The following is an 18,267-nucleotide window of genomic DNA, read 5'->3' as shown; positions in this document are numbered from 1 at the left end:
GGAATCCACTGAGTGTTCATCGTCGACACTGTCCTTGAGGCACGCATACTCCCACTCTTCGTGGATCAGTCCTAAATCCGTCCCGGCCACCAGATCCGCGCCACTCACCTGGCGAGCAAAGCCAGACCCGGACAAACGCATCTGCGCCAAGAACTCGCGCCTCCGCACGTGCCCAGGTTTTCGGGCGGTGTCAAGCGAGACCGTCCGGACTGAGGCATCCGAAATGACAAGCCGCAGCTTTCTTGCGCGCTCGCGCACCTCCTCAATGAGCGGTGGTGAGGCCAGCCCCGGGGGCACCTCGCCGAGTTGGGTCCCCCCGAACACCTCAGTTATCGCCGCACCAACGGGACCGCGAAATCCTGACTCGTCGCGCACAAAACAGCCCGACATTGCGTCGAGGACATCAGTGCGCCCGGGCCTCGTCCGCCCGCGCAGTTCTGCCAACCGCAACGCCTGCTCCGCTGCCTCGATGACGTCGGGGGTGCTCAGTTGTTCCCCGCCGCGCCGGATTGCTTCTGCGATGTCGAGGAGGACGCCCATAGTGACCTCGTCCGCAGGCTTATCTCGACCGCTCCAGACGCGCTGCCAAAAGCCGGGTGCAGGCATTCCTTCCCCGTAGCCGCGCAACGAGTCGAGACGGGCGAAATCGAATCGGATCAGCCAGGCGGGACGGGAAAGTGCCAGTTCATCCAGGTCCGCCTTGCCGAGCCACGCAGCCTCATCTACCCCGTCGAGGAATTCGAGCAACGCAAGCGTGTGGAACGCACCCGTGATCACCACGATGGGCCCATCTGCACCCGAGGCACGTTGCTGCACCAGCTCGGACATCACGGCTTCGCGGGCGTGAGTGCCATCATGATCCAACGTTGAGCGCTCGACCTCAATCCTGGGTAGCGCCGCCCACGCAACTTCCTCTGGGTAGAACGATTCGCGAACAGCCCCCGAGGACTGACTCTATCCACTTTGGGTTATACCCGATCAAGGGTTCGACTAGCTTCACGTAGTAGAGCCTGTGCCTTCTGTTTCGCGTGGCCTGCCGAGCGGGAACGTTAGCTTCGATCCAGGTGGAGCGCACCTGTTCCGTAGCGCATGACCTGCCGAGCGGGAACGTTAGGCGAAAACGCGGCGCTCCGGACGGCACCGATTGGAGTGCCATGAAAAGCACTGTGTCAGGCCCGGAGCGCTGCCCAGAGGCTTAGCGGTTATTCGACCTTGAGCCAGGCTGTTGCCTCGCCCGGCAGCATTCCCTCGACCACAGGTTGGCTGGCAAGCAACACCTGGGCACCCCCGATTTCAACCGGCTCCACCCCGAAGTTCGCGACCACTTCCCACCCACCTGGCCTGCGGTAATGCAAAACCTTCGGGTTATCCGTCGGGATCCACTCCAGTTCTTCCGCACCTTGAAGCTCCCTACGCAGGTGCAGGGCCTTGCGGTACAAGTGCAGCGTTGAGTCAGGATCTGCCTCTTCCACATCCACTGCCGATTCAGCAAACCATTCGGGTTGAGGCAGGTGAGGTGTTGCCGTTCCCTCGCCAAACCCAAACCCAGGAGCCTCCGCCACCCACGGCAGAGGGACGCGGCATCCGTCGCGCCCGATCTCCGCCTTATTGGTGCGGAAGAACGTCGGATCTTGGCGTTGTTCCTCGGGTATCTCAGCGACCTCATGCAAGCCCAGTTCCTCGCCGTTATAGATATACATGGACCCAGGCAGGCCCAGCGCGAACAACGTCGCAGCATGAGCGCGCCTTAGCCCCTGGTCGCGCTGCAGTTCTGGACTAACACCTCCAGAGAGCAGCCACTGCGAACCGTGCTTCACATCGGGACGCCAACCAGAACGAGGAGGGTTCGGCAACCCATAGCGCGTTGGGTGACGAACCACGTCGTGGTTTGACAGCACCCAAGTGCTAGACGACTGCGACTCGCGAGCCATTTTCAAATGGTGGTCGACGATCCGCCGGAAACTCGGAGCATCGAAGTCTGCTTCAAGCAGGTCGAAGTTGAACGCCTGCCCCAAACTATTCTGATTCGCGTAGCGAGGCACGCGCGTGGGCTCTACCCAGGCCTCCGCAACAGCCGAACGGGGAGGGTCGTACTGATTGAACAGTTCGCGCCACTCCGCGTAAATCTCTTGGACCTCGTCCCGATCAAATAACGGGTGCACTCCCTTGTCCCTGGGTAACAGCGCAATTTCTGCGTTGTTTGGAAGAGGCTCCGTCAAATCCTTTGCCAACCCGTGCGCTACATCGATGCGGAAACCGTCGACCCCACGGTCTGACCAGAATCTCAAGATATCGAGGAACTCGTCGCGCACTTCGCGCTTACTCCAATCTAAGTCCGGCTGCTCGGGAGCAAACGAGTGCAAGTACCACTGCCCATCGGCAACCCGGGTCCAGGCCGGACCACCAAATTCTGAGATCCAATCGGTCGGCGGCTCAGAGCCATCGGGGCCCTTGCCCTCCCGGAAAATGTAACGTCCCCGCGCAGATGACCCGGGTTCGCTCTTCAGCGCTTCCTGGAACCAGTGGTGAAGGTCCGAAGTGTGGTTCGGGACTATGTCGATCACGACCTTGATCCCCCTGGCGTGAAGTGCGGCAAGCATGTCGTCAAAGTCTTCTAGTGAGCCAAGACGCGGATCAACATCCCGGTAATCAGCGACGTCATATCCACCGTCTGCCAGCGCCGAAGGGTAGAACGGACTGAGCCACACCGCATCGATACCCAGGCGGTCCAGGTAGTCCACCCGTGAAAGAATTCCCTTCAAGTCGCCTATTCCGTCACCATTGCCGTCGGCGAAACTGCGAGGGTATATCTGGTACACCACAGCCTGACGCCACCACGGCGCACCTTCTTTCGTGGACAACGCCGATGAGGCCGCTGCATTCTTCTCTGATATGGCCATTAGGTATCCCTTTCGATACTAAATGTTGTGTTTTCCGAGGTGAAGGTTAGCCTTTGACGGCACCCTGGGTGACGCCTTCCATCACCCAGCGTTGGCTAAATAGGTAGGCAATGATTGCGGGGGCCATCGCCATTAGGTACGAGGCAAATGAGACATTGTAGTTGTTCGCGAATTGGTTCTGGAACAGGTTCTGACGGACCGGCAGCGTTTGCAGGGCCGGATCGGAGATGATCAGGGAGGGCATCATGAAGTCATTCCATGCGTAGAGGAACGCGAAGATGCCAACCGTGGCGCTCATGGGTCCCAGAAGTGGGAAGATGATTTTCCAGAATGTCTGCCACGTAGTTGCGCCATCCATGCGTGAGGCCTCCTCAAGTTCCAGAGGGATCGACCTCAAGAACGCCGTGAACAGCATGACGGAGAAGCTCAACTGGAACATACTAGCCAGGATGATCACACCGAACGGGTTGTCCAGGCCGACCCATCCAGTCAACTGGATCTGCGGCAGCGCCACTACCGGGAACGGGATGAACATTGCGGCGAGCAAGTAGAAGAAGGAGTACCGAAAGAGTTTCCGATCCCAGTTGCGGACAATCGCGTACGAGGCAAATGCGGCCAGTAGGATTGTCAGAATCACGGTTCCTGCCGTGACCAGCAGGGATATGCCTGCGCCCACGGGGAACTTCGTTAGGTTCCACGCCTCAACAAATCCGTCGATGCTGAAGGGTGCCGGGAGCGAGAATGCGTTGCCGTCCACCGCTTGGCTCTTCGTCTTGAATGCCATTGAAATTGTCACGTAGAGCGGCAGGATTACCGTGACCGTGCAGAGAATCAGGATGACCGTTGCCGACCAATTGGTGCGTTCCTCTTTCTTGGCCCGCAGAGGTTTTGCGGGCTTCATGTCCTTTAGGTCGAGTTCGGTCTCAACTGTTTCAAATTCTAGTGCTGGTTGAACACTCATCAGAGTTGGTTCCTTCCACGATTCACGGACAGTTGAAGAAGCGCGATCAGGATCGCGACGATGAAGAAGATGGTTGCGTTCGCCATTTGATAGGCGTAGTCACCACCGTTGAAACCTTGAATGATGGTCATTGCGACTGAACGGGTTGCCGTGCCTGGGCCCCCATTTGTCAGGCCGACGATTATGTCGTAGGCGTTGAGGAAGTTCTTGAAACCCAAGATCACGTTGATCACCACGTAACCCGCCACCAACGGCACGGTGATCCTAGAGAACCGTTGCCATTTGGTAGCGCCGTCAATATCAGCCGCCTCGTACACGTCCGCTGGAACTGAAAGAAGGCCAGCGATGTAGATGAGTAGCGTCCCTGGGATGGCCTGCCACGCAGTCACGATGACGATCGCAATCCACGCTAGATTCGGGTTAGCGAGAATACTGGTTTCAAGCCACGAAATGTTTAGCGCTCCACCCAAAGAGGGCAAAGAGTTGGAGAACAAGAAATTGAAGACGTAGGCAATGATGATCCCCGAGACAACCATTGGGATCACGAATACCGCACGCAGTGTAGTCTTGAACCGAATTCGCGAGGTTAAGCCCAGCGCCAAAGCCAACGAGATCACGTTCACGACGATTACCGTGACCAAGGCAAAGCCGAATGTAAAGAGATAACTCTGCAAAATCGCCGGATCGGCGAATAGGGCAATATAGTTTGTTAGGCCAATGAAGTCCCACTCCCCGATCCCAATGGAATCAGTGAAACTGAAGAAAATCCCCATCACTCCAGGGACGGTAATCGCCACAGTGAACAGCAGAACTGTGGGGAGTAGGAACAGATAGTAGATTGGTTCTACGCGACGCTTCTTCTGCGCCGGAGGTTTCGGGGAGTTCGCAGCAACCCGGCTACTGCGCCCGGTGACAGTTGATGTGGTGGTGGTCATCATTCAAGTTCCTTAATCTGCACTCGGCTGCCGGAACGCCAGTCGAGCCCAATCGTTGTCGAGGGTTTCGAGATACTCGCCCTCACTTCCCTCCATAACCATGGCCTGCGCGTAACTAAATACAGGGATCGATTTCGGAATCAAAACGGAAGCTCCCTGATATATCTGGCCGTCTTCGTAGTAGGGAATCATCCCCTGGATTCGAGGATCGCTGGGTTCAGGTGCGCCCTTGGTGGGAGTGAACCCCAACTGTGACGCGTTGTATTCCTCAATTATCTCCGGCTGATACAGGTACTCGAGGAAGTCGCGGGCAGCTTCTTTGTGCTTCGACGCCTCTGGAATCATTGCCGCCAAATCGATGTTCACGCGAACCGCCAAGTCTGACTCGTCTTCTGTCATAGGGAGCGGAAAGGTGCCCAACTCTAGGTCGGGAGCGGACTTCGCGATCTCACTGAAGGCCCAGGGACCTTGCAAGTACATCGCCGCTTTCCCTTGTGCCATGGCGAGGTTTCCATCGCCATAACTGCGACTGTCCGCGTCTGCGTTCACATAGTTCTCAGAGAGGAGCAGCATTTTGTCCAGAGGTTCCGCAAAGTCCTTTTCGAAAGATACGGCCGAATTCGGGCCGACATCTGCACCCTCGGCTCGCAATTCATCAAAGAACGCCAGCGTGTCGATGGATCCACCAACTGAATAGTCGAACCATCCTTGCCCAACAGTCCAGTCGTCTTTGAAGGTGGCGTAGAAGGGAGTGATGTCCAGGCTCTCTAGTTCATCACATAGTGCAATCAGTTCGTCCCAGGTCTTGGGGATTTCCAGTTCGTGTTGCTCGAAAATCTCTTTGTTGTAGATGACTGAGGCAACCATGACGGAGTACGGCAACGCACTCACTCTACCTTCGCACTGACCGTACTGGTCGATCAGCGGGCCAAGTGTCTCCTGGTCCGCGATTGTGGCTGCCGATGTGTCGCCAATGTCGCTCAGTACGCAGCGGTCGACGAACCGCGCAACTTCGAAATTGTAGTTGGCGAGCATTATATCCGGCGGGTTGCCCCGCACGAAGCTAGCAGAAAGTACGTCTATGCCTGAGGTGTCCAGCACTACCCGCACCTCACTCTGCGAAGCGTTGTAGTCGTCGACTACCTGCGTGATGAATGGAATCGCTTCCCGTTTGCTGAAAGTGAACCGAATTTCCTCGCGCCCTGATGAGCAGCCAGTAAGTAGCGCTCCTCCCAAGGCCATTCCCGTCAGCGCCGCAATCATGCGTCGCCCTGTCCTTCTAGGTCCTGACATCCTCGTCTCCCTACAGTCGCACTGCGAGTGCGTCCTAGTATTGCCTGCTCATAAATCTACTCTCTAAATCAACCCGGCAGTGTTACTATAAACCTCATGGATGGCATGTTGTCAATACCTGATCAAAAGAGGGATTCTGAACCGCCCTCGCACCCGGCCAGCCTCGACGCCGTCCTGCACTACGCCTGGGATGCGAGCGAGTTCACGGCCACCGACGTAATGGCAGCCACAGCGCTGACACGAACCACCGCGATAGAGGCGATGCAAACGCTCATCGACCTCGGACTACTGCGCGAACTGCCCAATGCCCGCGAGGCTGGCGAATACCGCAAAGGACGTCCTGCGCGACGGTTTGAGTTCTGTGCCGATGCCGGGGTCGTGGTTGGCGTAGACGCAGGCCACACGCACCTAACTGCCGTCGCCGCAGACTTGCGTGGAGACACTCTCGCCGTCGCTACTACCGACTCTGGACTACTTCCGGGAAGTGAGGGCGACGCGCCAAAAGCGCACGAGCACCCTCGCAACCTCATGGTCACCGAGGTGATCGAACGGGCCGTTGCCGGCGTTGGTCGTGACCACCCCCAGGTCTTTGCCGTCTGCGTTGGCGTTCCCGCTCCTGTCGACGTTCACGGTCGATCACCGGCGCAAGCATCCGGCTTTTGGCAGCGAGTCAACCCCAACCTCACAACCGCCTTGGAGTCTTTAGCCCCCATCGTCCTAGTTGAGAATGACGCCTCACTCGCTGCTCTGGCGGAGGGCGCGGTGGGCGAGGCGCAGGAGTGTCGAAACTTCGTAACGATCCTTGCTGGATCGAGGCTCGGATCCGGGGTGGTGGTCGACGGTAACTTACTTCGCGGTGCCAGAGGCGCAGTCGGTGAGCTAGGTGCCCTCGAGTATGTCGAAGGCGTCGACGATACATCCGGACTGGGTCGGCATGCCACCGCGCTGGCGCGTCAAGCGCTGGAAGAGGGCACTGTTGCTGCAGATAGCGCCCTTCGCAAGCCTTCACCTGAGGACCTCAGCGGCCGAATCGTCCTCGAATCAGCGAAAGAGGGCGATCCTGATGCTCTGAGAATTGTCGACCAAGTCGCTGCCCGTTTAGCCCGCATAGTCACCATGGTAGCGGGCGCGTATGACCCGGAACGAGTAGTCATCGCTGGGGCAATCAGCCCCAGTGTCACTCCGATCATTGAGGCAGCGAGACGTGCTCTCCCCACAGATCCGTACTCCCAGCCCCCAGATATCGTGGCATCAAAACTCGGGGACAGAGCCGTAGTGACGGGGGCAGTTCAGGCAGCAGCGCGCCTGGCTCGCGCTCAAGCCCTCGAGCTGAGACTTGCCGCTCGGCGTTGATTGCCTCTTCGGGATCGCCATGATGCCCAGGACTACACTCCGGCGAACCACCCCATAACCACGCCAGGTTCCGCAGCCTACATGGGAATCCTGGAGCGCGAACACACGAACCGAGCGGCTCCGCTGTGTCCGAAAGAAAAGGAGGGTACGCCCCTCCCTCGAGAAACGGGAGGGCGCACCGCGCCAGTAGTGTGCGCGATGATGCTTACACGCTACGTGCTGCCACCAGACGCTCGCCTCGGTCTGCAATGCGATCCACGCGAGCACTAAGAGCCATGTCGCGCTCCACGGAAGCGGAGAAACCCTCACGCACCTCAGCGCGAAGGTCCCTAAACTCCTCTTTCATTACCGTCTCGAGCTCGTCAATACGTGAACCTTGCGCGTCAATCTTCTTGTCGAGATCACCAAATCGCTGATCCTGCGCCGCGAACTTCTCCTCCAAACGACGACCCTGAGCCGCGAACTTCTTCTCCAAAGACCGAAGTATGGTTCGGACGAAGACTCCATTCATGGCACCCACCAGCGTGACGACACCGACCAAAACGCCAAGTGCCAACCAGAAACCTTCAATCAACGTAACCACAACCCTATTGTCACCCAGAACCAGCGAAAGGTCACTACTTGCTGGGGAACAAGTCCAGTGTGAGACCGAGCGGCGGAAAAACCCCAGCGTCCGCAGCGACCACCCCTTCGCCGCCAAGATCCGCTGCGGACAATGCGGCGGATGGTACGGACGGAAAACCTGGCACTCAACCAGCAAGTATTCGCGTCGCATTTGGCGATGCAACAACAAATACGAAGGCAACAAGACCGGCTGCACCACACCCCACGTCCTTGAGACCCAAATCGAGGGGGCGTTCGCAGCAGCACTCACAGAAAGACTTGGAAAACTATCAGGCGCAGGTGACGTACTGGAGCTCCTAGAAGCCACCACCTTCAACACCGACAAACTCCACGTCGAACTCGCTGCCCTGGACGAGCAAGCCGAGGGATTGATCGCCCGCATGAACACCCTGATCGCCCAAGGCGCGCACGCCGCTATTGACCCCGACCAATACGACGCCGACTACGCCGACCTCGAACGCAAGTACCAGAAGGCAGACGCTAAGCGCATCAAGACCGCCGAGGCCATCAAGAACCGAGAGACCCGCAGACATCAAGCCCACCAAGTCTGCGACTATCTACAAACCCAGCCACCCCTGGCCTACACACCGGAAGCGTGGAACACCCTCGTCGACGAAGCCGTGGTCAGCGCGGACGGCGCGATAGAGGTTCGGTTCAAAGACGAGCCTCACGCCTAGCCCGGGTACAGCGTCTCGGTACCCACGGGGCGGGTCGTTTTGCCAATCGCTCAAGCATTCTCTACAGTTGTTCTATTAGAACTAGAACAATGGAGGCAACTGATGCACGCTTCACCAACCGATAAAGCGCCACAAGTGTCCACTTGGCGGATCTGGCTTGTAGCCGTGGGCATTCCTGCAGTTGCAGCGATCATCGCCATTACTCTCAGTGCGCTTTGGTACTCAAGCCTGCCTGACCCGATTGCCGTCCACTGGGGCCCGTCCGGGACGGTTGATGGTTTTGGGCCCCGCGTGACGTACTTGGTTATGGTTCTAGCCGCGTGGGGCCTGTCTGCGGCATTGTCAGTGCCAGTTGCACTTCATGTCAGAAGCGGTGCCTATGGGCCGGGTGCTCGATTCACGTTGACCATGTCCGTGTGGGTCTCCCTACTTTTGTTCGGCGTCGCCGTTGGGGCGCAACAGATGCAGCGCGGCGTGGTGGACGCGGCTCAAAGCGCGTCGATCCTGCCGACGTTCTTGTTCTCGGCCCTTGCGGCAACCGCTCTGGCACTGGTCGTCTACGCGGTGCTGCCCGGTGCCACACAAAGCACCAACTTGGGCGGCGTGCAGGTTGAGCCGATGAAGCTGGCCCCCTCGCAGACCGGCGCGTGGTCGGGAAGTGCGGTCACAACCCCCTGGATCACCATCCCGGTCGCTGCCCTCGCCGCAGGATCGGCTGTGCTTGCGGCATTCACCGCTTCAGTCGAGGCGCCAGCGGCGTGGCTCCTATTGGGAGTGTCCCTCTTACTGGTCGCAGCCCTCCTGGTGTACGGATCGTTCAGAGTTTCTGTAGGCGCTCAAGGGCTGGTCGTGCGGTCTTACCTGGGCTGGCCCTCGCGGCACGTCCCACTGGACGAAGTCGCCGATGTCTCCGTGACGAAGATCAGCCCGCTGGCCGAATGGGGTGGCTACGGGTGGCGCGTACGCCCGGGCGGCACGGCCATCATCACCCGACGCGGACCCGCCCTGCAGGTCACCCAAACTGGCGGGAAAGTCCTCGCGATCACCGTCGATGATCCCACCGCAGCCGCGTCATTGCTCTCAGCCCTCACGGCAAACGACACGCAGCGCTGAGAGGACAAACGATGCTAATCGTTGTCGACCCCTCCGCAGAAACACCGCTCTACCAGCAGATCGCGGGGTCTATCCGCGCACAAGCGTCCTTAGGTAACCTCAGCCCAGGCAACCGACTGCCCAGCGCCCGGGACCTGGCCGAACAGCTCGACGTCAACCTCCACACCGTTCTCAAGGCATACCAAGAGTTACGAGACGAAGGTATCGTCGCCCTACGGCGCGGACGCGGCGCAATCATCACACCCCAAGCTAAAACGCTCATGGTCCTATCAGACGATCTGGACCGCCTTATCAGCAAAGCGACGGCACTGGGCGTCACGGGCGACGCCCTCATTTCTCTGCTCCGCACGCAAATGGCAACACCTGCAAGCCGAATGCCCCCTACGAACAAGGACGCAGGCTAGCCAACCACAATCCACGCTCACCCTTAAGTTGAGTGCACCCAGAACAGCCGAACAATACCCGGCGTGAGGACGTGCCGGCCCACCACTTGCCAAGGCGTTCCACGCACCCATGTTGCCCCACGGCACCAACAGCCGCCCGGTGTCGATTCTTGGTTTGAAACCCCCTACGCCCAAGTTGAAACCCCCTGACGCTTCCACGCGAGGATTTGAATACCCCCTGTATTCAACTTTGCGGGGCGCGAGGCATGGTTCGGGTGAAACCGGGCTGTCGGAGGCGTTTTCAGGGCGATCACGGAAGCGACAGCCCGCTCTCACGCACTCGAGCCGCACACCAAGAACCGCAGAACCACGCGGAAAACCGGGTGTCAGGTTTGGACGATCAGCCGGAAAAGGATTGTATCCAAAAGGGTGTCCAAGTGGTGGGCCCAGAGGGACTCGAACCCCCGACATCCACGGTGTAAACGTGGCGCTCTAGCCAACTGAGCTATAGGCCCTGGAACAACTCCACTATATTAGCGGGAAATGTGCTTGAAATGATAATCGGCATAACACAACCCCATGGCGGCATTCTTTGCGGTGCCCCTGCTAATACTCGGAACAGAGATCACATGACTGTAACGTTTGTCATGATGTAATCTCTCCCACGAAATTGATACGTAGCCAGCCATACTCTCGGAACCTGACGGAGACCGCGAATGAAAGAGACTGACCTTACCCATTGGCAAGGCGTTCCTCGACCCAGTCGCAGTGTCATACCTGGAAGATACGTGAGGCTTGAGGCATTACAACCGTCACACATTGATGATTTGTACGCAGCTGTCAGCGGACCAGAACAGGAACAGCTCTTTCAATATATGTTTCAAGCTGCACCAGCCTCACGCAGAGAGTTCACTTCATGGGCCCACCAGTGCATTAGTGCACCAGAAGCTCTCTACTATGCGGTGGTAGATCAAGATTCTGGCCGAGCCGAAGGGTGGCAAGCACTCATGCGTATTGATACAAAAAACGGCTCTATCGAGCTTGGTAACGTCATGCGTGGCCCACTCCTGGCAAAGACGCGCGGTGCTACAGAAGCATTTTTCCTTAGCGCGGCTACTGTCTTCGACCTGGGCTACCGACGCTTGGAATGGAAATGTGATGCCCGAAATCTTCCCTCCCAGCGCGGCTAAGCGCTTTGGCTTCACTTTTGAAGGAACGTTCCGCAATCACATGGTCGTCAAAGGTTGTAGCCATGACACTACTTGGTTTTCAATCACAGACTCACAGTGGAATGCGTTGCGACCAGAGTTCATCCGTTGGTTAGCCCCAGACAACTTCGAGAGAACTGGCAGGCAACTCACCAGACTGCGGTTTAGCAGCTGTAGATAGCACGACGATTCCGCCAAAACTCCTAGTCATAAACCTTAACCCCGGCCTCAATATAGACCTTGGTTCAGTTTTATGACTCTGTAATACACCGGTGAGGGATGATTACCGAGCACGCCCGCGAGAGACCAGGCGTATACCTGACCAGTCAGCCCCCGCACTTGCAGTCGATGTGCACTGCATCCCACATGTTTTTGCTGCTTCTTCCACATCGCTGGGGGGAACAGTTCCCGGACGTCCCGCTTTGGGGGTGAGAACCCATATCACTCCACCGTCGTCATCGAGGCTGCCCAGCGCGTCCACCAGGACATCTGCTAGGTCTTCCTCTTCGGCGTCATCGGCTCGCCACCAGATCAAAACCCCGTCAACAACGTCTCCATAGTCGAGGTCTGCCAATTCATTACCTGTGTCAGTGACGACCCCCCTACGGAAGCCTTCATCGACGTCGTCGTCGTAGTAAAACTCTTGTACTACCTGTCCCGGAGCGAACCCGAGGCTTGCGGCCACCTGAGAAACCACCCTTCAAAATCACTATGAGCTTTCAGTGAAATCGTAAGGCATCAGAGCATACAAGTCACCTGGCGCTCAGATTGAGGCATAAATCATGGGGCCTGGGTCCCATATTTACTCAAGAGGTGGGACAATAGACCTGTTAGATGGAAGTCGTTCAAGGATGTGATTTCTCGTGAGCACGGGTAAAGACCAGCGGCCTGTAGTCAATGGAATCCTCAGTCAGGTTCCTGACAATGATCCTCTTGAGACCCAAGATTGGTTAGAGTCACTTGACGCACTGATTGATGAGAAGGGCGCTCCCCGTGCCCGGTATGTTCTCCTCCATATGCTGGAAGAGGCCAGGCGTCGCGATGTGGCGATCCCACAGGAAACAACTACTCCCTACATCAATACCATTCCGGTAGAGCAGGAGCCTTATTTCCCTGGGGACGAGGCAATGGAGCGTCGCTATCGACGCTGGATTCGTTGGAATGCGGCCGTGATGGTGACCCGAGCTCAGCGTCCAGGGGTCAAAGTTGGTGGCCATATTTCGTCGTATGCTTCGGTTGCCACTTTGTACGAGGTGGGTCTCAACCACTTCTTCCGTGGTAAGGATCACCCAGGAGGTGGCGACCACATTTTCTTCCAAGGTCATGCCTCTCCTGGCCCGTATGCCCGTGCGTTCCTTGAAGGGCGACTCACGGAAGAACAGCTCGACGGATTCCGCCAACAGGTTTCCACTCCTGATGGTCTTCCTTCGTACCCTCACCCACGCCAGATGGACACGTTCTGGGAGTATCCCACCGTCTCTTTGGGCCTTGGCCCTGCTGAGGCCATCTACCAAGCATGGGTAGATAAGTATTTGCACTTACGCGGAATCAAAGACACCTCTGCACAACACACATGGGCGTTCATCGGCGATGGTGAAATGGATGAACCTGAGTCGCGTGGAATGCTGCAGTTGGCCGCACAGCAAAGCCTGGACAATCTCACTTTCGTGGTGAACTGCAACTTGCAGCGTCTCGATGGCCCAGTCCGTGGTAATGGCAAGATCATCCAGGAGCTAGAGGCCTTCTTCAAAGGAGCAGGCTGGAACGTCATCAAGGTTGTGTGGGGGCGCGGTTGGGATCAACTTCTTGCCGCTGATAAAGACCACGCACTAGTCAACGTCATGAATGAAACCTTGGATGGCGACTATCAGACATTCAAGGCCAACGATGGCGCGTATGTCCGTGAGCATTTCTTCGGTCGAGATCCTCGCACTAAAGCAATGGTCGAAAACTGGACTGATGATCAGATTTGGGATCTGCAACGTGGCGGCCACGACTACCGGAAGGTGTACGCAGCCTATAAGGCCGCTATGGAACACACTGGACAGCCGACTGTGATCTTGGCTCATACCATCAAGGGCTATGCGCTGGGATCAAACTTTGCTGGCCGTAACTCAACCCACCAGATGAAGAAACTGACTCTGGAGGATTCCAAGGCACTGCGCGATCGTCTCCAGATTCCCATCACTGATGAAGAACTGGAAAAGGACCCCTACTGCCCACCCTATTACAAGCCTGCAGACGACGACCCGGCTTTGCTATACATGAAAGAACGTCGCGAAAAACTGGGAGGCTATCTACCAGAACGCAGGCCTTTCGATCCTAAATTGCCTGATCTGCCCACGAAGCCCTTCGAGCAGCTCCGCACAGGCTCTGGCGGGCAGCCAGTCGCCTCGACCATGGCTTTTGTGAAGATCTTGAAAGATCTGGCTAGGGATAAAAACGTCGGTAAATATATCGTTCCAATTATTCCTGATGAGGCCCGCACCTTTGGCTTGGATGCGATCTTCCCCACCTCGAAGATCTTCAACACTCACGGACAGAATTACACCGCGGTCGACGCGGACATGATGTTGTCTTACAAGGAGTCCATTGAAGGACAGGTCCTCCACACCGGCATTACTGAAGCAGGGTCTGCTGCTGCATTGCAAGTAGTGGGAACTGCTTACGCTACTCATAACTTGCCTATGGTGCCGTTCTATATCTTCTATTCCATGTTTGGCTTCCAGCGCACGGGAGACGCTTTCTGGGCTGCAGCCGATCAGCTAGCGCGCGGATTTGTCGTTGGCGCTACTGCTGGACGCACAACCCTTACTGGTGAGGGCTTGCAGCACTTGGATGGGCATTCGCATATCCTAGCTTCCACCAACCATGGTTTCGTGTCATACGATCCAGCATATGCCTACGAAATTCAGCATATTGTGCGTGACGGGTTACAACGAATGTATGGCAAAGATGATCCTCGCGATCCCAATGTGCTCTATTATCTAACTGTCTACAACGAGCCGATCGTTCAGCCTGCCGAGCCAGAGAATCTTGATCTTGAAGGCCTCCTCAAAGGAATCTATCGTCTTGATGACCATGCGAACACCGGCGGACCCAAGGTGCAGTTGCTATCGTCGGGGGTAGGTGTCCCATGGATTCGCGAAGCCAAGCGAATGCTGGCCGAGGACTGGGGGGTTGACGCCGCAACATGGTCAGTTACCAGCTGGAATGAACTGCGCCGTGATGGCATTGAAGCAGAACAACATAATTTCTTGCATCCAGAAAGCGAGCCGCGTGTACCTTTCCTCACCCAACAGCTGCACGGGCAAGAAGGGCCGTTTGTTGCTTCATCTGACTGGGACAATCTAGTCCATGACCAAATTCGCCCATGGATCCCTGGACAATACTTGACCCTGGGCACTGATGGCTTTGGTGTCTCCGACACTCGCCGCGCAGCACGACGTTACTTCCACATTGATGCGGAATCAATCGTAGTTCGCGCACTGCAAGGGTTGGCAAATGAAGGCAAGATTGACCGAAGTAAGGTTAAAGAAGCAATCGACAGATATGAGCTGTTCAACTATGCGATCGATGCAGTGGGCCTTCCTGCTGACAACGAGGTTCACTGAGTAGTTCATCATGACGAGTACGGATGCTGAGATTTTCGCTCAGATCCTCAAGGACTCCGGCTCCACTGTATTTTTTGGTGGGGCCGGAGTTTCTACAGAATCTGGTATTCCTGATTTCCGTTCAGAGTCAGCCCGTAGGGCAACATTAGAGCGCTTTGGCCTTCCGGCCGAGGAAATCCTTTCTGCCAGTTTCTTTTCGTCCAACCCCGAAGTTTTCTACGAATATGCCCGCGAGTTCTTGTTCCACCCAAAAGCAACGCCAAATGCTGCACATAGAGCGCTAGCTCATTGGGAAGAGCGCGGTTTGTTGGCCGGCGTCATTACCCAAAATATTGATGGCCTTCACCAAAAGGCTGGTAGTAAAGAAGTTTGGGAAGTTCATGGCACTCTGGAAAAATTCCATTGCGTTGCCTGCACCTCTACAGCTCCTCTGGACGAGGTGATCAAACAGTTGGACTCAGGGACTCCTGTCCCCACGTGTACATGCGGCGCTGCGCTCAAGCCAGATGTGGTCCTTTACGGTGAGTCGCTTCCTGATGAGGCAGTTTCCCGGTCCGTTCAAGCCGTCTCCCAGGCTGAAGTTCTTATAGTCTGTGGTACTTCCCTATCTGTCTTCCCGGCAGCCGGATTGGTCAACGCTTTTCGCGGATCTCACATTGTCTTGGTAAATCTTTCTCCCACCCCAGCTGATTACCAGGCGGATCTGATCATTCGCGAACCCATCGGGCAAACACTCAGCACAGTAGAACAGCTACTCCAGATGTCTTAGCTATGAGAGCGTGATTCGAGTACACGAAGTTCCGTGATCGCTGGCCCGGGAGATGGAAGTTGCATTGCCCCCCATGGCGTAATCGATCCCAATATGCGAGGCGACGCTGCTCCCGTTGCTTCCGGTACTCCCGAGGGAATAGGTGGACACTGATATTTATCCCCCACCTAACTGCTATGAGCCACGCTGGATACTGTCTTACGTTGATGGCTTTCATCGTGCGGTAATTGATCAATCAACGTACCAGGTAAGCAAGCCCTTGCATACTCATTACTGACAGGGCAAAGGCTATGCGGCCCGTCATTACCGCCACTATACTGCGCGTCTTCACATATCCGTAAAGGAAAATCCACTCTAATGGCATAAAAACCAGCAATAGCTGAGGAGTATCCCACCCCACCAGTACCGTCTGATAGACACTCATCATAAATACGCTCAAGAATAGTGCCACTACCCGCGGCATACAGCGGCTAAAAGAACAGAAAAATACTATTGATGCCGCCTGCAACCCAAGCGCGGCAAAAGGACCTTCGTAAAACTTTTCAATAGAGAAACCCTCGACAAAAGTAGGTTGTCTGGCAGCATTAAGAATGACGCCTGTGACAACTACACATGCAAGGGCAGCTAGAACCAAACCCATCACCACGTCCCAAGTCTTCACATGGAGCGGTCGAAAAAAATGATTCGCTCTATCGCGTATAAGAAATAGTCCGCCGAGAGGGAGAAAGCAACCAATATAGAATGCCGGACTGGACGATTGTGTCATGCACAGAAGACCTATGCCGACGACAAACCCGGCGGATACATAGGACAAAACTCGAGTGCGTGTCGCCTCTTCTAAAATAGGCATAAAAGCAGCATATCTATTTTTTGCCCGAGGCGACTCCATGTTCCCATGAGGCTAAGACACATCAATTCTTGCTGGTTGCACCTCAGAATAGGCGCAACCAGCAAAAATCAGGCAGCTGGCTTAATTTCCAGGCCTAAGAAGTCTGCAGCACGATCCCGTTGTGCGGGCCGATCCAAAGCGTTAATTGCAGTTTCGATACGACGAGCAGCCGGCCCTTCGTAACCCGTGAACCACGGACGAACAACATCTGCCAACCCAGTATCGACCAAATTTAACGCTTGATATCCGCGATTGCGATCGTGTATTGATACTTTCTTCTTTTGATTCATTTCTTCATCCTCCTCTCTGCAAGGTGGTTTGCACTCAGATCGTGCAGGTAGCCTTTCCTTGCGTGACGGCAACACTTGCCGCCACATATTATTCTGGCGGATCAATACGATATGCGCAAGACCAAACCAAGGGACTGCTGCGCGTGTAGGTGGCGTTTGACTTGGCTAGTTTTTGCTGGCCTGGGAGGATGGTGTTATGCCTACTGCGTATCCACAAGAGTTCCGTGAGGATGTCTTGAGGGTGGTTGCTGCCCGCGAGCCTGGGGTGACGATCAAGATGATCGCGAAGGATTTCGGGATCCATGTGGGGACACTGGATAAGTGGCTGCGGCAGGCTCGCGTTGAATCTGGGGAGAAGCCAGGGGTTACTAAAGCTGAGTCGGGGGAGCTTCGAGAACTGCGTAAACGGAACCGTCTGCTTGAACAAGAAAATGAGGTTCTCCGCCGCGCCGCGGCCTATGTGTCGCAGGCGAATCTGCCAGGATTTGGCTTTACCCGCTAGTGAGCGAGCTCGCCGCAGACGGTATCCCTGTCTCGGTGTCCTTGCGGGTCCTCAAGCTCTCTAGAGCCCCGTACTACCGGTGGTTGAAGAACCCAGTGAGTGAGTCTGAAGTGAGGCAAGCATTACCGGGCTAATGCGTTGTTTGACGCTCACAGGGATGATCCGCAGTTCGGTCATCGCCTCCTGGCTGACGAAGCGAAAGACGCTGGCCAGAGCATGTGTGATCGAGCCGCTTGGGCGATCTGCTGCGAGAATGGCTGGTGGTCTTCTTTCGGGAAGAAAAGAGGTAAAAGGGCTAAGCCGGGACCTCCTGTCCATGATGACCTCTGTGCCTATGAGGACAAGCACGGCGTTACCCGGCACCGCTTCACGGCTAGCAGCACTAATGAGCTGTGGTTGACGGACATTTCGGAGCATTGGGCGAGTGAAGGCAAGCTCTACTTGTGTGCTGTGAAGGACGCCTACTCGGGGCGGATCGTGGGGTACTCCATTGGGCCACGGATGAGGGCCAGCCTCGCAGTGAACGCCTTAGAGAACGCGGTGGCTATCCGCGGAAATGTGCAGGGATGTAAGGTCCATTCGGACCGCGGATCTCAATTTCAGTCCCGCAAATACCAGCGCGCCCTCAAACCTGACTTCTGACATGGGGTCCTGAGACGGCGTTTTGGGTTGTTGGTTTTGGCTTGTTTACGCGGTTTGGGTGTCTGGGTTGGGGCACTAGGGGCCTTGTTAGAATGGGGTTGTGGCTTACATTCG

General features: G+C 56.3%; 18 protein-coding genes, 1 tRNA gene and 1 pseudogene. 9 read left to right on the top strand and 11 right to left on the bottom strand.

Going from position 1 to position 18,267, the window contains the following annotated elements; genetic code table 11:
- Nucleotides 1-60 precede the first annotated feature (60 nt).
- The 5 genes and pseudogenes from FYJ24_RS13225 to FYJ24_RS11205 all read right to left on the bottom strand — a co-directional run.
- Nucleotides 61-906: pseudogene (locus tag FYJ24_RS13225) on the bottom strand (DUF5682 family protein); the annotation flags it as partial.
- A 296-nt stretch (nucleotides 907-1,202) separates the two neighbouring features.
- Entirely contained in the window at nucleotides 1,203-2,900 is a 1,698-nt protein-coding gene (locus FYJ24_RS11220; protein ID WP_154546436.1) for a glycoside hydrolase family 13 protein, read from the bottom strand.
- 46 nt (nucleotides 2,901-2,946) lie between these two features.
- Nucleotides 2,947-3,861: a carbohydrate ABC transporter permease gene (locus FYJ24_RS11215; RefSeq protein ID WP_206192684.1), complete on the bottom strand. Its 915-nt coding sequence runs from the start codon at nucleotides 3,859-3,861 to the stop codon at nucleotides 2,947-2,949.
- A complete protein-coding gene (locus FYJ24_RS11210) occupies nucleotides 3,861-4,799 on the bottom strand; it encodes a carbohydrate ABC transporter permease (protein WP_206192683.1) in 939 nt (312 codons plus the stop codon). The genes FYJ24_RS11215 and FYJ24_RS11210 overlap by 1 nt, the downstream gene beginning before the upstream one ends.
- Nucleotides 4,800-4,808: 9 nt before the next feature.
- Entirely contained in the window at nucleotides 4,809-6,089 is a 1,281-nt protein-coding gene (locus FYJ24_RS11205) for an ABC transporter substrate-binding protein (protein ID WP_154546434.1), read from the bottom strand.
- Between the two features lie 96 nt (nucleotides 6,090-6,185).
- On the opposite strand from FYJ24_RS11205, the gene FYJ24_RS11200 reads away from it, so the two are divergent.
- Nucleotides 6,186-7,442: an ROK family protein gene (locus FYJ24_RS11200; protein ID WP_206192682.1), complete on the top strand. Its 1,257-nt coding sequence runs from the start codon at nucleotides 6,186-6,188 to the stop codon at nucleotides 7,440-7,442.
- Nucleotides 7,443-7,647: 205 nt separating this feature from the next.
- Here FYJ24_RS11200 and FYJ24_RS11195 read toward each other — a convergent pair whose 3' ends face one another.
- On the bottom strand, nucleotides 7,648-8,025 hold the full coding sequence (locus tag FYJ24_RS11195; RefSeq protein ID WP_206192681.1) for a hypothetical protein: 378 nt from the start codon (nucleotides 8,023-8,025) through the stop codon (nucleotides 7,648-7,650).
- 7 nt (nucleotides 8,026-8,032) lie between these two features.
- On the opposite strand from FYJ24_RS11195, the gene FYJ24_RS11190 reads away from it, so the two are divergent.
- The 3 genes from FYJ24_RS11190 to FYJ24_RS11180 all read left to right on the top strand — a co-directional run bounded on the left by FYJ24_RS11190 (nucleotide 8,033) and on the right by FYJ24_RS11180 (nucleotide 10,260).
- Nucleotides 8,033-8,743 carry a zinc ribbon domain-containing protein gene (locus FYJ24_RS11190; RefSeq protein WP_206192680.1) on the top strand — a complete coding sequence of 237 codons (711 nt, stop codon included), beginning with the start codon at nucleotides 8,033-8,035 and terminating at the stop codon, nucleotides 8,741-8,743.
- Nucleotides 8,744-8,845: 102 nt separating this feature from the next.
- Nucleotides 8,846-9,856 carry an SdpI family protein gene (locus tag FYJ24_RS11185; protein WP_154546428.1) on the top strand — a complete coding sequence of 337 codons (1,011 nt, stop codon included), beginning with the start codon at nucleotides 8,846-8,848 and terminating at the stop codon, nucleotides 9,854-9,856.
- Nucleotides 9,857-9,867: 11 nt separating this feature from the next.
- Nucleotides 9,868-10,260, top strand: coding sequence for a GntR family transcriptional regulator (locus FYJ24_RS11180; RefSeq protein ID WP_154546426.1), 393 nt, complete (start codon nucleotides 9,868-9,870; stop codon nucleotides 10,258-10,260).
- 417 nt (nucleotides 10,261-10,677) lie between these two features.
- On the opposite strand, the gene FYJ24_RS11175 is transcribed toward FYJ24_RS11180, so the two are convergent.
- Nucleotides 10,678-10,754, bottom strand: a tRNA-Val gene (locus FYJ24_RS11175).
- Nucleotides 10,755-10,955: 201 nt separating this feature from the next.
- Between FYJ24_RS11175 and FYJ24_RS11170 the strand changes: the two genes are divergently transcribed.
- Nucleotides 10,956-11,429, top strand: coding sequence for a GNAT family N-acetyltransferase (locus FYJ24_RS11170; RefSeq protein WP_206192679.1), 474 nt, complete (start codon nucleotides 10,956-10,958; stop codon nucleotides 11,427-11,429).
- Between the two features lie 301 nt (nucleotides 11,430-11,730).
- Here the strand turns inward: FYJ24_RS11170 and FYJ24_RS11165 are convergent, their stop codons facing one another.
- Nucleotides 11,731-12,132, bottom strand: a complete 402-nt coding sequence (locus tag FYJ24_RS11165) for a DUF3052 domain-containing protein (protein WP_318656680.1) — start codon at nucleotides 12,130-12,132, stop codon at nucleotides 11,731-11,733.
- Between the two features lie 178 nt (nucleotides 12,133-12,310).
- On the opposite strand from FYJ24_RS11165, the gene aceE reads away from it, so the two are divergent.
- Nucleotides 12,311-15,061 carry a pyruvate dehydrogenase (acetyl-transferring), homodimeric type gene (gene aceE / locus FYJ24_RS11160; RefSeq protein WP_318656679.1) on the top strand — a complete coding sequence of 917 codons (2,751 nt, stop codon included), beginning with the start codon at nucleotides 12,311-12,313 and terminating at the stop codon, nucleotides 15,059-15,061.
- Nucleotides 15,062-15,071: 10 nt separating this feature from the next.
- Nucleotides 15,072-15,830: an NAD-dependent protein deacylase gene (locus FYJ24_RS11155; protein ID WP_154546424.1), complete on the top strand. Its 759-nt coding sequence runs from the start codon at nucleotides 15,072-15,074 to the stop codon at nucleotides 15,828-15,830.
- A 235-nt stretch (nucleotides 15,831-16,065) separates the two neighbouring features.
- Here the strand turns inward: FYJ24_RS11155 and FYJ24_RS11150 are convergent, their stop codons facing one another.
- The gene (locus tag FYJ24_RS11150; protein WP_154546422.1) at nucleotides 16,066-16,680 is read right to left on the bottom strand and encodes a hypothetical protein; all 615 of its coding nucleotides are present in this window, start codon (nucleotides 16,678-16,680) and stop codon (nucleotides 16,066-16,068) included.
- Between the two features lie 107 nt (nucleotides 16,681-16,787).
- Complete coding sequence (locus FYJ24_RS11145; RefSeq protein ID WP_154546421.1) at nucleotides 16,788-17,009, bottom strand: hypothetical protein; 222 nt, start codon at nucleotides 17,007-17,009, stop codon at nucleotides 16,788-16,790.
- A gap of 196 nt (nucleotides 17,010-17,205) precedes the next feature.
- Between FYJ24_RS11145 and FYJ24_RS13055 the strand changes: the two genes are divergently transcribed.
- Nucleotides 17,206-17,511: a transposase gene (locus FYJ24_RS13055; protein ID WP_225872143.1), complete on the top strand. Its 306-nt coding sequence runs from the start codon at nucleotides 17,206-17,208 to the stop codon at nucleotides 17,509-17,511.
- Nucleotides 17,512-17,571: 60 nt separating this feature from the next.
- Here the strand turns inward: FYJ24_RS13055 and FYJ24_RS12695 are convergent, their stop codons facing one another.
- Nucleotides 17,572-17,928 (bottom strand): hypothetical protein, encoded by a 357-nt coding sequence (locus FYJ24_RS12695; protein ID WP_206192678.1) that lies wholly within the window; start codon nucleotides 17,926-17,928, stop codon nucleotides 17,572-17,574.
- On the opposite strand from FYJ24_RS12695, the gene FYJ24_RS13585 reads away from it, so the two are divergent.
- Nucleotides 17,908-18,153, top strand: coding sequence for a DDE-type integrase/transposase/recombinase (locus tag FYJ24_RS13585; RefSeq protein WP_206192677.1), 246 nt, complete (start codon nucleotides 17,908-17,910; stop codon nucleotides 18,151-18,153). The genes FYJ24_RS12695 and FYJ24_RS13585 overlap by 21 nt on opposite strands.
- The last annotated feature ends 114 nt before the right edge of the window (nucleotides 18,154-18,267 follow it).

Source organism: Scrofimicrobium canadense, assembly GCF_009696615.1.
Taxonomy (GTDB): Bacteria; Actinomycetota; Actinomycetes; order Actinomycetales; family Actinomycetaceae; genus Scrofimicrobium; species Scrofimicrobium canadense.
Note: the sequence above shows the minus strand (reverse complement) of the source record. Positions and strands in the feature narration are given on the sequence as shown.

Excerpts from the sequence above, each read along its gene's own strand:
- FYJ24_RS11210 (WP_206192683.1), bottom strand. The coding sequence starts at position 4,799 with ATGATGACCACCACCACATCAACTGTCACCGGGCGCAGTAGCCGGGTT.
- FYJ24_RS11155 (WP_154546424.1), top strand. The coding sequence starts at position 15,072 with ATGACGAGTACGGATGCTGAGATTTTCGCTCAGATCCTCAAGGACTCC.
- FYJ24_RS11150 (WP_154546422.1), bottom strand. The coding sequence starts at position 16,680 with ATGCCTATTTTAGAAGAGGCGACACGCACTCGAGTTTTGTCCTATGTA.
- FYJ24_RS11220 (WP_154546436.1), bottom strand. The coding sequence starts at position 2,900 with ATGGCCATATCAGAGAAGAATGCAGCGGCCTCATCGGCGTTGTCCACG.
- FYJ24_RS11180 (WP_154546426.1), top strand. The coding sequence starts at position 9,868 with ATGCTAATCGTTGTCGACCCCTCCGCAGAAACACCGCTCTACCAGCAG.
- FYJ24_RS11205 (WP_154546434.1), bottom strand. The coding sequence starts at position 6,089 with ATGTCAGGACCTAGAAGGACAGGGCGACGCATGATTGCGGCGCTGACG.
- FYJ24_RS11170 (WP_206192679.1), top strand. The coding sequence starts at position 10,956 with ATGAAAGAGACTGACCTTACCCATTGGCAAGGCGTTCCTCGACCCAGT.
- FYJ24_RS12695 (WP_206192678.1), bottom strand. The coding sequence starts at position 17,928 with ATGCTCCGAAATGTCCGTCAACCACAGCTCATTAGTGCTGCTAGCCGT.
- FYJ24_RS11215 (WP_206192684.1), bottom strand. The coding sequence starts at position 3,861 with ATGAGTGTTCAACCAGCACTAGAATTTGAAACAGTTGAGACCGAACTC.
- FYJ24_RS13055 (WP_225872143.1), top strand. The coding sequence starts at position 17,206 with ATGCCTACTGCGTATCCACAAGAGTTCCGTGAGGATGTCTTGAGGGTG.
- FYJ24_RS11200 (WP_206192682.1), top strand. The coding sequence starts at position 6,186 with ATGGATGGCATGTTGTCAATACCTGATCAAAAGAGGGATTCTGAACCG.
- FYJ24_RS11185 (WP_154546428.1), top strand. The coding sequence starts at position 8,846 with ATGCACGCTTCACCAACCGATAAAGCGCCACAAGTGTCCACTTGGCGG.
- FYJ24_RS11145 (WP_154546421.1), bottom strand. The coding sequence starts at position 17,009 with ATGAATCAAAAGAAGAAAGTATCAATACACGATCGCAATCGCGGATAT.